Genomic DNA, 13179 nt, shown 5'->3' with positions numbered 1-13179 from the left:
CCGTGTTTGCCAGTCTCGACCCCGTGGTGCTGGCGCGCATCCAGTTTGCCGCCAACATCACGTTCCACATCCTTTTCCCCACGATCAGCATCTCGCTGGGCTGGGTGCTGCTGTTCTTCAAGCTGCGCTACGGCAAGACCGGCGATGAAAGCTGGATGGCCGCCTACCGCGTCTGGGTCAAGATCTTCGCCCTGACTTTCGCGCTCGGCGTGGTCAGCGGCATCACCATGAGTTTCCAGTTCGGCACCAACTGGCCTGGCTATATGGAAACCGTCGGCAACATCGCCGGCCCGCTGCTGGCCTACGAGGTGCTGACCGCCTTCTTCCTGGAGGCCACCTTCCTCGGCATCATGCTGTTCGGCATGCGGCGCGTCAGCAACCGCACCCACACCATCGCCACGCTGCTGGTGGCGGGCGGCACCACGCTGTCGGCGTTCTGGATCCTCGCGCTGAATTCGTGGATGCAGACCCCGGCCGGCTTCGAGATGATCGATGGCCGCGCCCACGTCACGAGCTGGCTCGAAGTCATCTTCAATCCGTCGTTCCCCTACCGCCTGACCCACATGCTGCTGGCGTCCGGGCTGACCGTGGCCTTCCTGCTGGCCGGCGTCTCGGCCTACCGCTGGCTGCGCGGGGACCATGGGCGCGATGTCATCCATGCGATGCGGACCGGCGTGGTGCTCGCGGCGATCCTGATCCCGCTGCAGATCGTGGCGGGCGACCTCCACGGCCTGAATACGCTCCATCACCAGCCGGCCAAGATCGCCGCGATGGAGGGCATCTGGAAGACCGAGAAGGGCGCGCCGGCTGTGCTGTTCGGCATTCCCAACGCCCGCACACAGACCAACGACTTCGAAATCGCCATTCCCAAGCTGGCCTCGCTCTACCTCGCCCATGACCTCGAGGGCGAAATCAAGGGCATCGACGCCTTCCCGGACCGCCATCCCCCCGTGGCCCCGCTGTTCTTCGCCTTCCGCATCATGGTCGGCGTGGGCCTGCTGATGCTGGCCGTGTCGTGGATCGGCGCGTGGCAGTTCCGCCGGCGCGGCGAGCCCGCGCCGTGGATGGCCCGCGCGCTGGTGGCCATGACCTTCTCCGGCTGGGTGGCGCTCGTCGCCGGCTGGTACGTGACCGAGATCGGCCGCCAGCCGTATCTGGTCTACGGCGTGCTGACCACGGCGCAGGCCGCCTCCAAGGTGCCCGCCGCGATGATCGCCAGCACGCTGGCGATGTACCTGGCGCTCTATCTGGCGCTGATCGTGGCCTATATCTCGGTGGTGTTCCACCTCGCCCGCAAGGCCGGCGCCCCGCCGGAGGATACCGCCGCGCCCGACGCCTTCCAGACACCGCAACCCGTCCTTCCCGGCCAACCCAGGAGCAAGTCATGAACCCGGCCACCCTTCCCGACCTGACCCAGCCGGCCGGCTGGATGCCGCTGGTCTTCCTGGCCCTGATGGGGCTGGCGATGCTGATCTACGTGATCCTGGACGGCTACGACCTCGGCGTGGGCGTGCTGCTGCGCCGGGCTGACGATGCGGACAAGGACCGCATGATCGCCTCGATCGGCCCGTTCTGGGATGCCAACGAAACCTGGCTGGTGCTCGGCGTGGGGCTGCTGCTGACGGCCTTCCCGCTCGCGCACGGCGCCATCCTGACCCACCTCTACCTGCCCGTGGCGATGATGCTGGCGGGGTTGATCATCCGCGGCGTGGCGTTCGACTTCCGCGTCAAGGCGCGCGATCCGCACAAGCCATGGTGGAACTTCGCGTTCTATGCGGGCTCGCTGCTGGCCAGCTTCTCGCAGGGGCTGATGCTCGGCCTCTATATCACCGGCTTCCGCTACGACCTGCCGAACCTGCTGTTCGCGGTGGCCGTGGGGCTGTGCCTGGTGGCCGGCTACTGCCTGCTCGGCGCGAGCTGGCTGATCATGAAGACCACCGGCAGCCTGCAACTGCGCGCCATCTACTGGGCGCGGCGCAGCCTGTGGCTGACGGCGCTGGGCGTGGCAGCCATCTCGGTGGTCACGCCGCTGGTCAGCGCGCGGATCTTCGAGAAATGGTTCTCGCTGCCCAACATCATCCTGCTGGCGCCGATTCCGCTGATTACGCTGGGCGTGTTCGTGGGGGTGGAGCGGCTGCTGCGCAAGATGCGCGACCTGCACGCGCGCGGCAACGACCGCTGGTGCTGGGTGCCGTTCGCTGGCACGGCGGTGATCTTCCTGATGGCGTTCAACGGCCTGGCCTACAGCCTGTTCCCCTACCTCGTGGTGGATCAGATCGACATCTGGCAGGCCGCCAGCGCGCCGGAATCGCTGGCAGTGATCCTGATCGGCGCGGCGGTGGTGCTGCCCACCATCCTGGGTTACACGGTCTACGCGTACCGTGTATTCTGGGGCAAGGCCACGGACCTGCATTACTACTGATTTACTACTGATCCGTCCCCACTCATTGACCCGTGGCCCCGGGCGCCAGGGAGGCGCCCCAGCGGCATGTCCTCACGCGTCCCCGGCCCCCCCACGGAACCCGCCACCCCTCCGCTGCTGACCCGCCTGCGCAGCCATGCCGGCGCGCAGGTGCGCGCGCTCACACGCAGCAACTCCGGCCTGTCGATCGACTACGACAACCCGCCGGGCGATCCCGGCCTGTTCGGCCCCGATGCGGTCTGCTGGCGCGTGCATGGCGATTTCCCGGCGATGCTGGCCGGCGGCGTCAGCGCGCTGCTGCTCCAGGCGCTGCATCCGCTGGCGCTGGCCGGCGTGTGGGACCACTCCACCTTCCGCACGGACATGCAGGGCCGGCTCGGCCGCACCGCGCAGTTCATCGCCGGCACCACCTACGGCAGCCGTGCGGACGCCATGCGGCTGATCGAGCGCGTGCGCCACATCCACGCCAATATCAGCGGCCTCGCGCCAAACGGCCAGCCCTACGCCGCCGACGACCCCGCGCTGCTGACCTGGGTGCATGTGGCCGAAGTGTCGAGTTTCTTGGCGGGATACCTGCGCTATGTCGGCCCGCTCTCGGCCGCCGATCAGGACCGCTACTACGCCGAGGAAGCCACCGTGGCCGCCCTGCTGGGCGCGCCGGACGTGCCGAGATCCCGCGCCGAGGTACACGCCTACCTGGAAGCCCAGCGTCCCTATTTAGTTAACAGTGAGCGCACGCGCGAAGTGGTGCGACTGGTGATGGCGATGCCGGTGGCCAATCCGATGCTGGTGCCGGCCGTGCGGACCATGGCCGATGCCGGCGTGGCGCTGTTGCCGTCCTGGGCGCGCGAGGCGCTCGGGCTGCACCGGCGCTCGGTGCGCCGGACCCTGGCCGTGCCGGCGATGGGCGCGCTGGCGCCCACCTTGCGCTGGGTGCTCGGCCCCGGGCTGGCAGCCCGCGCCCGGCGGCGCGTGGCGCGCAGCGCGTAACAGGTAAGCCGGGTTATTCCGCCGCGCTGGCCGCGGCCGTAGCGGCAACCGGGCTGCCGCGCAGCGTGGTCTCGCGCAGCCGCATCACCAGGAACGGGGCGATCACGGACACTGCCGCGCTAAACAGGAACAGCGTGCGGAACGCCTGCTCGGCCGCCACGCGCACCGCCGCGGCGTCGCCATCGTTGGCCGCGCCCATCGCGCGCCGGAACATGCTCATCAGCACATCCTCGCCGCCGCTCAGGTCGCTCACGGCCATCCCGCTATGACGCAGCAGGGCGATCAGCACCGTGGTCAGCACGGCCACGCCCACCGCCCCGCCCAGCAGCCGCGAGAAAGCCGTCAGCGCCGTGGCGATGCCCACCTGCTGCGGCGGCACCGAATTCTGCGTGGCAACCAGCCCGCTCGGCAGTTGGAGCCCGATGGAGAGCCCGAGCACGATCATCACCAGCGCGGACGCCATCACGGCCTGCGGCGGCATGAACGCCAGCGCCACGATGGCCAGCGGCGCGATGATCGAGCCGGCCAGCTGCATCGGCTTGTAACGGCCGCTCCACGACATCAGCCGCCCGGAGATATAGGCGCCGAACGGAATCGCCAGCGTCAGCGGCACCAGCCGCAGCGCGGCGGTGTCGGCATGGGCGCCGCCCACCACCTGGAAGCGCAGCGGCAGCAACACCGACATCGCAATCAGCTGGAAGAAGCACAGGAACAGCGTGGTGCAGCAGATGGCCACCGTGGGCACGCGCAGCATCGACAGCGGAATCACCGGGTCGACGGCGCGCCGCTCCTGCCAGATGAACAGCACCATGCCGACGACGCCGGCCACCAGCAGGCCGAGGGTCTGGAATTCCAGCGGCGAGTGGCCCTGCCCCAGACGGGTCAGGAACACCAGCACGCCCGAGAGCCCGCCGCCGAACAGCAGCGCGCCGAGGTAGTCGATGCGGTGCCGGCGCCCGCMCACGGGCAGGTGGCGCAGCGCGCGGCGCACCACCACCAGCGCCAGCAGGGACAGCGGGATGTTGATCCAGAAGATCCAGCGCCAGGACAGGAAATGCGCCAGGTAGCCGCCGATGACCGGCCCGGCCATGCTCGCCACGGCCCAGACCCCGCTCACATAGCCCTGATAGCGGCCACGCTCGCGCAGCGGCACCACATCGGCGATGGTCGCCTGCGAGACCGAGATCAGCCCGCCGCCACCCAGGCCCTGGAGGATGCGGGCGAGGATCAGCATCGGCATGGTCGTGGCCATGGCGCAGAAAATCGACGCCAGCAGGAACAGGATGATGGAGAACGAGAGGACGGAGCGGCGCCCGAGCACGTCGGACAGCTTGCCGTAGATCGGCGTCACCACGGTGGAGGCAACGAGATACGCCGAGATCACCCAGGCCATATCCTCGAAGCCGTTGAGCTGCAGCGCGATGTCCGGCAGCACCACGGCCACGATCGACTGTTCCAGCGCGCCAAGCAGGATGGCCAGCATCAGGCCGAACAGCACCTGCATGACGGGCACGTCTGGCGGCGAGGCGTCAGGTGACCGGAGGGACGGCTGGGGGGATGACTGCTGGGGAGGCGGCACGGAAGGGGCGGACATGGAAGGCCTGCGTGGCAGACGGCGGCGCGACCGGCCGTGTCTGCTCTTGTCTGGTCAAGGAGAGCCGGTATTGTAGGCGCATGCCGCCGGCCCTGCTTGCCGAAGTGCCGCCCGGCTTACAGGCGGCTTTCAGGCGACGCTGGCGCCGCCTGAAAGTGGGGACGGTCGATCAGAACGTTTCCCAGTCGCCAGCCTCGACCGTGGCAGGCGCGGGCGCGGCTGCGGGACGGCGGCGGGCCGGCGTGGACAGCACGGGCTCCTTGCGCTGGGGCGTCACTGCCGGACGCGGCTTGGCGGGCGTGGCCGGCTGGCGCGCGGCCAGCACCGACGGMTGCGGCTTGCGCGCCACCGGCGGACGCACCGCCGCCGGCACGGCCGGGGCGCGAGCGCTGCGGGGTGCGGGGGCTGGGGCCGGGGCAGGCGATGCCTTGGCCGGCAGCGCAGGCGCTGCCGGACGGCTGATGGCCCGCACACGGGCGGGGGCCGGCGCAGCCAGGGCCGGGGTCTTTGCCGGGAGCTTGGCCGGGGCGGCCATGCGCGGCGCGGCCGTCATCACGGCCTGGGGCGCGCGCGCCTCGGGGGCGCGCACGCCGCCCAGGTCGAAGCGCGCCACCTCGGACACCAGCCCGCCGGCCTGCTGCATCAGGCTCTCGGCCGCCGCGCTGGCCTGCTCCACCAGCGCCGCGTTCTGCTGCGTCACCGATTCCATCTGGGTAATCGCCAGGCTGACCTGCTCGATGCCGGCGGTCTGCTCCTCGCTGGCCGCGCTGATCTCGCCCATGATGTCGGTCACACGACGCACGGCGCCGACGATGTCGTCCATGGTCTTTCCGGCCACTTCCACCTGCTTGGCGCCGTCCTGCACCTGGCGCACCGAGCTGTTGATCAGTTCGCCGATCTCCTTGGCTGCCGACGACGAGCGCTGCGCCAGGCTGCGCACCTCGGCCGCCACCACGCTGAAGCCCCGGCCCTGCTCGCCGGCGCGGGCCGCTTCCACAGCCGCGTTCAGCGCAAGGATGTTGGTCTGGAAGGCGATGCCCTCGATCACGCTGATGATCTCGGCCACGCGTGCGGAGGATTTCGAGATGCCATCCATGGTGTCGACCACGCTGCGCACCACCCGGCCGCCTTCCGTGGCCACATCCGAGGCGTTGACCGCCAGCTGGTTGGCCTGGCGGGCGTTCTCGGCGTTCTGGCGCACCGTGGAGGTCAATTCCTCCATCGAGGCGGCGGTCTCCTCGAGCGAGGCCGCCTGCTGCTCGGTCCGCTGGGAGAGATCGGTATTGCCACTGGAAATCTCGCGCGCTGCCGTGTCGATCGAGCCGGCGGCCTGCTGGATGCCGCGTACCAGCACGCCAAGCTGGCCGAAGGCGCGTTCCATCGCGCCAAGCATGCGGCCCATCTCATCCTGGGTGCGCACGGCGATGGCGTGGCCCAGGCGGCCCTGGGCGAGCGCCTCGGCGGCGTCCAGCGCCTGGCCGGCGGGCCGCGTCACCGAGCGGGTGATGGCCAGGCCCAGCAGCGCGGCGATCGCGGCGGCGGCGGCCGCCAGGCCGATCAGCAGGTTGCGGGCAAAGACATAGTGGTCGGAAGCCTCGGCCACGGCGTCGATGGCCATCTTCCGGCCAGACGCGGCGGCTTCGTCGAGTTTGTCGAAATAGGCGCCCTGCGCCGCCGGCAGCGTCACGATCAGGCCGGCGCGGGCGCTATTGAAGTCGCCACCGCGCAGTTGTTGCATGACGAGGTCGAGCTGGCCGTTGTAGGTGGTCCGGGTCTGGTTGAGCTGCTCGAACATGGCCTTGGACTCGGCCCGGCCACTGGCCTCGATGATCTTGGCCAGGGTTTCCAGGCTGGCGCGCATCTCGTCGCGCAGCTTGTTCACCTTGTCGATGTTCTGGGCGGCCAGCGCCGGATCCTCGGTCAGCGTGGCGTCGCGCACCAGCACACCGATCTGCAGCGCCCCTTCCTTCACGTGGTTCAGGTCGATGACGCGCAGCAGGCGCTGCTCCACCGCCTGGTGCATCGCATCGTTCATCCCGCGCAGCGCCGTCACGCCCACGGCCGCTACGGCCGCCAGCAGCAACACCACCGCACAGAATGCCAGGGACAGTCGTGCCCCGATACCCATGTTTCGCAAGCCCATCTCAGCGTACCTTTCTCTCTTTTTCGATGTTGGATGTACGTCTAGCGTCCACCGGAATCCGGGTGTCGCCATCAGCGCTATCGGGCAGGCCGGTGCGCTTCTTGAGCGGAAAATCGAAATAGGGGGAAAAGTGCCGGCAGTTCGTCAAATTGCCGCGTCAACGACTGGCGTCTAATCTGTTCCGGGCACTCCGGCCCGGCCGATCACGGCCACTGCGGCAACAGACCGCGACGAAACGACGAGGGCAAAAAAAAGAAGCCCACGCGCGGGGTGCTCGTAGGCTTTCAGGACTGCTGTGAAAGACCGGGGGTAAACCGGTCCGAACCCCGGAATATAAACCTGCTTACATGAGGTGTAAATGAGGCTTCTATCAGGGAATGCCCTGATGGCGGCTGTAACGAATTGAGCACTTTCGCGTTCCATGTCATGCCATGCCGCACATTCGGGCATATCGGCAGTTATCGGCAGCGTCCCAGAAAGCTTTAGTGCGAGCGGATTGCGACCCAAACGTTGCTTTTCTGTCAGGCGCCGACCACGAAGGTGCTACTTCAATCACACCGACTGCATCAATAAAATAAATAGAGCTTTACCTCTAGGCATTGTTCGCGGGCCAACTTTGTCAACACTTGTAAAACTTTGTTACCCTCCCGGCTGAAGTATTCCCCTTCTCTCCTCGCAAGGCCGGCCGAATTGCTCGGCCGGATGGCGCCATTCAACCGTTCGGTGTGCGCGCCCGTTAACGTGATGAAGGTGAGCCCCTGCCCCGGCTCCGAGAGCGAATGTTTCATATCTCGCCGGGATCAGGGCGCGCCATCCGTCACTTTTAGTGCGACCTCGATCCATGCGCCTGGTCCTCGGACCGTTGACCGCCGCCAGAACCCTCGCGGGCTCTTCCGGAGAAGTTGTGAAGCAGGAAAAAAAGGTTCCCCGTCCCAGCCGAAAGTTGCAGCATCTGCACTTTGCGGCCCACAGCGCCAGCCGCAATACCGTCATCGTGCACCTCTCGAATGGCACGCGGCTGACCGGGATCGTGCTGGCCTCGGACAATTACATGATTCTGCTGGGCAAAACGGGCGAGGATCCCATGCCCACGGTGGTCTACAAGCGCGCCATTACCGTGGTGACGCCGGCGCACGCGCCGGAAGCCGACGCAGCGGTGCTGGACGCCGAGGCGTCGCCGGATTTTGTGCGTCTATATATACCGCGCACCCGCAAGCGCCGCTGACGCCGCCAGGCCGGCCTGCGMCGGCGGCGCCCCGCCCATTCCCCGGRCCGGMCGCCATCCGCAATAACGCCGGGGGTTCCGGGCAGCGCCCGCAAACTCTCGCAAAGATCACTCTAAAGTCTCCTACCGCCCTGTCGATAACCCTTGCAACGGAGGCACTCTACGCCCTGCAACGCAGGCAGCCAACGTTACGGCACCCGCCGGAATGCCTAAAACATTGCATATAGGAGTCGTACCATGGCGCAAGTCATCAACACCAACATTCTGTCGCTGCAAACGCAGAGCAACCTGAACACGTCGCAATCGTCGCTGAACACCGCGATCCAGCGCCTGTCGTCGGGCCTGCGCATCAACAGCGCCAAGGACGATGCTGCTGGTCAAGCCATCGCCAACCGCTTCACCGCCAACATCAAGGGCCTGACGCAAGCTTCGCGTAACGCCAACGACGGTATCTCGATCGYGCAAACGACCGAAGGCGCCCTGAGCGAAGTCAACAACAACCTGCAACGTATCCGTGAACTGTCGGTGGAAGCCGCCAACGGTACGAACTCGGGTTCGGACCTGAAGTCGATCCAGGACGAAATCAAGCAACGTCTGTCGGAAATCGACCGCGTGTCGGCTCAGACCCAGTTCAACGGTGTCAAGGTTCTGGCCAAGGACCAGAACATGTCGATCCAGGTTGGCGCCAACGACAGCGAAACCATCTCGATCGCCCTGAAGGAAATCACCTCGAAGACCCTGGGCGTCGCTGGTTTCAGCGTTGCCGGCCCGCAAGGTGCCACGGCTTCGATCGGTTCCGCCGCCGCTCAAACGGCTCTGGGTTCCGCTACCCCGGTGACGGCTGCTTCGGCAACCGGCATCGCCGCCGCTGACATCCAGCGCGCTCTGGGCCTGAACACCTCGGCAGCCATCAACTCGCAATCCGTCGTGACGGATTCGAAGGGCAACTGGTTCGTGCAAGTGAGCATGACCGGCCTGACCGCCGCCGACGACGCCGCTCTGTCCTCGAAGGGCCTGGCTGGCAACGGTACGGCTACCTCGACGACGATGTACATCGCCGTCAAGCCGAGCGACGCTTCGGTGTCGGGTTCCACCGCCGGCTTCACGATCAAGGGCGCTTCGCTGCAAGCTTCGGACTTCCAACAAGCTGCCACGGTTGACCCGCTGAAGACGCTGGACTCCGCACTGGCTTCGGTTGACAGCCTGCGTTCGAGCCTGGGTGCTGTGCAAAACCGCTTCGAGTCGACGATCAACAACCTGAGCACGACGGTGAACAACCTGTCGGCTTCGCGTTCGCGCATCGAAGACGCTGACTACGCAACGGAAGTGTCGAACATGACCCGCGCGCAGATCCTGCAACAAGCTGGTACCTCGGTGCTGTCGCAAGCGAACCAGACCACGCAAAACGTGCTGTCGCTGCTGCGTTAATCGCCGCACCGCAAGAAGGCCGGGCCGCAAGGCCCGGCTTTTTTGCCGGAATGTTTTGCAGGCAGCCCACTGCCTGCAAAGCGTTTCAACCGAGCAGAACCCCTCGCCTCACCGGACGGAGCAAACCATGGCAACTCCCAATCCCGTTTCCACTCCGGCGGCCCGCATTCCCGCCGACACCGTGGCCATCGCGCCGGCTTCCGCCGCCCCGACCGCCACGGTAAAAGCCGTTCGCCCGTCGCATGAAGCCGACCGCGMGGACACCCGGCCCGCCGCCGATGCGCCTGAAAACACCGCCACCGCGGTGCAGGAGCTGGTGGACGTGCTGAAGACCACCTCCATTGGCCTGCGCTTCGCCATCGACGACCAGACGCACCGCGTCATCACCACGGTTTTCGACAAGGAGACGGGCGAGATCATCCGGCAAATGCCGAATGAAGACGTTGTGCGCCTGGCGCGCGCGATCGACAAGCTCCAGGGCCTGTTCGTGAGCCACGCCGTCTGACCTCTGCAATCACCCAGTTGAAKACAAATAACAATAGGTAGAACAGTCATGGCAATCTCTTCCATCGGTATCGGTTCCAACCTCGAGCTGCAAACGCTGCTCGACAAGCTCCAGGCAGCGGAAGAACTTCCGCTCACGCAGATCAACAACCAGGCCAAGAGCTACCAGGCCAAGCTGTCCGGCTACGGCACCATCAAGAGCGTGCTGGATGCCTATTCGGCCGCCGCCAAGACGCTGAACACCGCCGCMACGTGGAGCGCCGTCAAGGCCGCCGTGGGCTCGGATAGCGTGCTCAGCGCCGCCACCGACGCTACCGCCGTGGCAGGCAGCTACAACATCAACGTGTCCTCGCTGGCCGCCGCGCAATCGCTGGTCTCGAAGTCGGTGGCCGACAAGACCGCTGCCATCGGCGGCGGCACCATCACGGTGGACTTCGGCGCCGACCTCGCCACGGGCGGCACGCCCACCAGCACCAAGACGGTGACGATCGGMTCCGATACCTCGCTGGAAGGCATCCGCGACTCGATCAACAAGGCCAATATCGGCGTCACCGCCAGTATCATCAACGACGGCAGCGGCACGCCCTACCATATTGTGCTGACGTCCAACAAGACCGGCACCCAGTCCGGCATGCGTATCAGCGCCAGCGACAGCGCCGTGAGCGACATCGTGGCCTATGACCCGGCCGTGGCCACGCAGCCGAACGGCATGTCCGAGAAGGTGGCCGCTGCCAACGCCACGCTGAAGATCAACGGTATCGACGTCACCAGCCAGAGCAACACCGTGCAGGGCGCGGCCCAGGGCGTGACCCTGACGCTGAAGTCCACCGGCACCACGACCATGAACGTGACGCGCGACGATGCGTCGATCAAGGCCAGCGTGCAAGGCTTTGTCACCGCGTACAACAACATCCTGTCGGCCGTCGGCTCGCTGACCACGTTCGACACCGATGCCGGCACGGCTGGCGCACTGAACGGCKACGGCACGCTGCGCAATATCGCCACGCGCCTGCGCTCGATGCTGACCACCCCGATGTCCGACGGCAACGGCGGCTCGGTCACGCTGTCCGATCTCGGCATCGAGTTCAACGTGACCACCGGCAACGCTGGCAAGCTGGAAATMGACGACGACAAGCTGAACAAGGCGCTCTCGGACAACTTCCAGGACCTGACCAAGTTCTTCTCGGGTGTGGATGGTTCGGCCGGTATGGGCAAGACCATCACCGACTATGTCGACTCGCTGAACGGCACCTCCGGCGCACTGACGGCAGCCACCGACGGCATCACCGCCACGCTGAAGGATCTGGAAGACAAGTACACGGCGACGCAGGACCGCGTCACGTCGACGATGGACCGTTACCGCGCGCAGTTCACGCAGCTGGACCTGCTGGTGTCGAAGCTGAACCAGACCAGCAGCTACCTGACGCAGCAGTTCGCGGCCATGAACGGCACCAGCAGCAAGTAAGTCACCGGAGTTCACCATGTTCGCGCGCCAAGCCATCAATGCCTATGCCCAGGTCGGTGTACAGACCGGGGTCATGAGCGCCAGCCCGCACAAGCTGATCGCGATGCTGTACGACGGCGCCCGCTCGGCCATCGCCCGTGCCAGGTTCCACCTGGACAATGGCGAGCTGGAGGCGCGCGGCAATGCCATCTCCAAGGCTATCAACATCATCGACAACGGGCTGCGCGCGGTGCTGGACCACGAGGCGGGCGGGGAAATCTCCGCCAACCTCGAATCGCTGTACGAATACATGACCCGTCGCCTGATGCTGGCCAACCTGCGCGGCGACGCTACCCTGCTGTCGGAAGTGGATGCCCTGCTCGAGAATCTTGCCTCGGCCTGGACCGCCATCGACCCGGCAGCGCCCACTGACGCCGAGCCCGCTGCACCGACCGCCATCACGCAGCCGGCCCTGCAGGAATCCTGAGATGTTCGATATGTCCCCCATCGTCAGAAGCTACGAAGAGCTGCTGGTGCTCTCGGAGCAGATGCTCGAAGCCGCGCGCGCGTCCAACTGGGATGCGCTCAACGATCTCCAGCAGGTCTACATGGCCGAAGTGGATCGCCTGCGCCTGCTCGACCACACCAAGCCGTTCTCCGACAACGAACGCCTGCGCCGCTTCCAGTTGCTGGAGCGCATCCTGGCCTACGACGCCCGGATCCGCGACCTGACCATGCCGCGCCTGGCCCAGTTGGGCGAACTGCTGAACAGCTCGCGCCGCAAGCTCGAGTTGTCCGCCGCCTACGGCGCCGCCGCCTGAATCCACTGCCCTTCCGTGCTTGCGGAAGGGATCGACCGACGCGTATCACGTCCATCGCCATCCGCTGACACGCGCCCATGACTGGCATCCAAATCCCGGCGGCCCTGGTGCCCCACGCTGCACCGGACACGCAACTCTCGCGCCCGGCGCTGGCCATCGACAAGCTCGCGGCGCTGATGCCGGTGCACGACGTCTCGCAGGGCGACGTGCAGTCGTCCACGGGCGAGACCGTCCAGGCCCGGCCGCCCAGCGCGGTCGGCCCCGGCGCCATGGACGCGCGCGGCAACGCGCTGACCACCTCCACGCGCGAGACCCTGAGCTTCGCGGCGCGCGCCATCCTCGACCTGTTCGAATCGGGCGATGCGCAGCCGCTGCAGACGCGCGCCCCGCTGCTGGCCACCGCGCCCGGCGCGGGCAACGCGTCGGCCGCCACGCTGTCCGCCGCGCTCGCCACGCTGGTCGACCAGAGCGGCCTGTTCTACGAATCGCATGTGGCGCAATGGGTAGTGGGCCAGCGCCCGCTGTCGGCCCTGCTGCAGGAGCCGCAGGCCGGCCTGCGCCAGCCCGCCCCGCCGGCCCAGACGGCCCCGCCCGCCGCGACGCCACCG

The 13179-nt window shown here is 66.9% G+C and carries 12 protein-coding genes and 1 pseudogene; 10 read left to right on the top strand and 3 right to left on the bottom strand.

All coding sequences use genetic code 11. The annotated features are described in order from the left end of the window. Positions 1-2: 2 nt before the first annotated feature. From AC1EJR_RS26340 to AC1EJR_RS26330, 3 genes are all read left to right on the top strand, one after another. Positions 3-1388: a cytochrome ubiquinol oxidase subunit I gene (locus AC1EJR_RS26340; protein ID WP_441592381.1), complete on the top strand. Its 1386-nt coding sequence runs from the start codon at positions 3-5 to the stop codon at positions 1386-1388. Next, complete coding sequence (locus AC1EJR_RS26335; protein WP_092295417.1) at positions 1385-2422, top strand: cytochrome d ubiquinol oxidase subunit II; 1038 nt, start codon at positions 1385-1387, stop codon at positions 2420-2422. Before AC1EJR_RS26340 ends, AC1EJR_RS26335 begins: the two co-directional genes overlap by 4 nt. Positions 2423-2488: 66 nt before the next feature. Further along, positions 2489-3412 (top strand): oxygenase MpaB family protein, encoded by a 924-nt coding sequence (locus AC1EJR_RS26330; RefSeq protein WP_441592379.1) that lies wholly within the window; start codon positions 2489-2491, stop codon positions 3410-3412. Between the two features lie 13 nt (positions 3413-3425). On the opposite strand, the gene AC1EJR_RS26325 is transcribed toward AC1EJR_RS26330, so the two are convergent. The 3 genes from AC1EJR_RS26325 to AC1EJR_RS26315 form a co-directional block, all read right to left on the bottom strand. Further along, complete coding sequence (locus tag AC1EJR_RS26325; RefSeq protein ID WP_477147802.1) at positions 3426-5006, bottom strand: MDR family MFS transporter; 1581 nt, start codon at positions 5004-5006, stop codon at positions 3426-3428. Between the two features lie 169 nt (positions 5007-5175). Then, positions 5176-7134 carry a methyl-accepting chemotaxis protein gene (locus AC1EJR_RS26320; protein WP_477147801.1) on the bottom strand — a complete coding sequence of 653 codons (1959 nt, stop codon included), beginning with the start codon at positions 7132-7134 and terminating at the stop codon, positions 5176-5178. 581 nt (positions 7135-7715) lie between these two features. After that, a complete protein-coding gene (locus tag AC1EJR_RS26315; protein ID WP_092295428.1) occupies positions 7716-7937 on the bottom strand; it encodes a hypothetical protein in 222 nt (73 codons plus the stop codon). Positions 7938-8053: 116 nt separating this feature from the next. On the opposite strand from AC1EJR_RS26315, the gene AC1EJR_RS26310 reads away from it, so the two are divergent. From AC1EJR_RS26310 to AC1EJR_RS26280, 7 genes and pseudogenes are all read left to right on the top strand, one after another. Next, entirely contained in the window at positions 8054-8374 is a 321-nt protein-coding gene (locus AC1EJR_RS26310; protein WP_092295431.1) for an RNA chaperone Hfq, read from the top strand. Positions 8375-8611: 237 nt separating this feature from the next. Beyond that, positions 8612-9802, top strand: a complete 1191-nt coding sequence (locus tag AC1EJR_RS26305) for a FliC/FljB family flagellin (protein WP_477147800.1) — start codon at positions 8612-8614, stop codon at positions 9800-9802. A gap of 127 nt (positions 9803-9929) precedes the next feature. Beyond that, positions 9930-10307 (top strand): flagellar protein FlaG, encoded by a 378-nt coding sequence (locus AC1EJR_RS26300; RefSeq protein WP_477147799.1) that lies wholly within the window; start codon positions 9930-9932, stop codon positions 10305-10307. A gap of 48 nt (positions 10308-10355) precedes the next feature. After that, positions 10356-11771 carry a flagellar filament capping protein FliD gene (fliD, locus tag AC1EJR_RS26295; RefSeq protein WP_477147798.1) on the top strand — a complete coding sequence of 472 codons (1416 nt, stop codon included), beginning with the start codon at positions 10356-10358 and terminating at the stop codon, positions 11769-11771. A 16-nt stretch (positions 11772-11787) separates the two neighbouring features. Continuing rightward, on the top strand, positions 11788-12237 hold the full coding sequence (gene fliS, locus AC1EJR_RS26290; protein ID WP_092295443.1) for a flagellar export chaperone FliS: 450 nt from the start codon (positions 11788-11790) through the stop codon (positions 12235-12237). A gap of 1 nt (position 12238) precedes the next feature. After that, positions 12239-12571, top strand: coding sequence for a flagellar protein FliT (locus tag AC1EJR_RS26285; RefSeq protein ID WP_092295446.1), 333 nt, complete (start codon positions 12239-12241; stop codon positions 12569-12571). A gap of 77 nt (positions 12572-12648) precedes the next feature. Next, positions 12649-13179: pseudogene (locus tag AC1EJR_RS26280) on the top strand (flagellar hook-length control protein FliK); the annotation flags it as partial.

The organism is Cupriavidus sp. 05T42, assembly GCF_056396345.1.
The sequence above is the reverse complement of the archived record's forward strand: the minus strand, read 5'-3'. Positions and strand labels throughout refer to the sequence as shown.

What these genes read in the sequence shown, in the direction of transcription:
- AC1EJR_RS26335 (WP_092295417.1), top strand. Translation starts at nt 1,385, where the DNA reads ATGAACCCGGCCACCCTTCCCGACCTGACCCAGCCGGCCGGCTGGATG.
- AC1EJR_RS26330 (WP_441592379.1), top strand. Translation starts at nt 2,489, where the DNA reads ATGTCCTCACGCGTCCCCGGCCCCCCCACGGAACCCGCCACCCCTCCG.
- AC1EJR_RS26315 (WP_092295428.1), bottom strand. Translation starts at nt 7,937, where the DNA reads ATGAAACATTCGCTCTCGGAGCCGGGGCAGGGGCTCACCTTCATCACG.
- fliS (WP_092295443.1), top strand. Translation starts at nt 11,788, where the DNA reads ATGTTCGCGCGCCAAGCCATCAATGCCTATGCCCAGGTCGGTGTACAG.
- AC1EJR_RS26285 (WP_092295446.1), top strand. Translation starts at nt 12,239, where the DNA reads ATGTTCGATATGTCCCCCATCGTCAGAAGCTACGAAGAGCTGCTGGTG.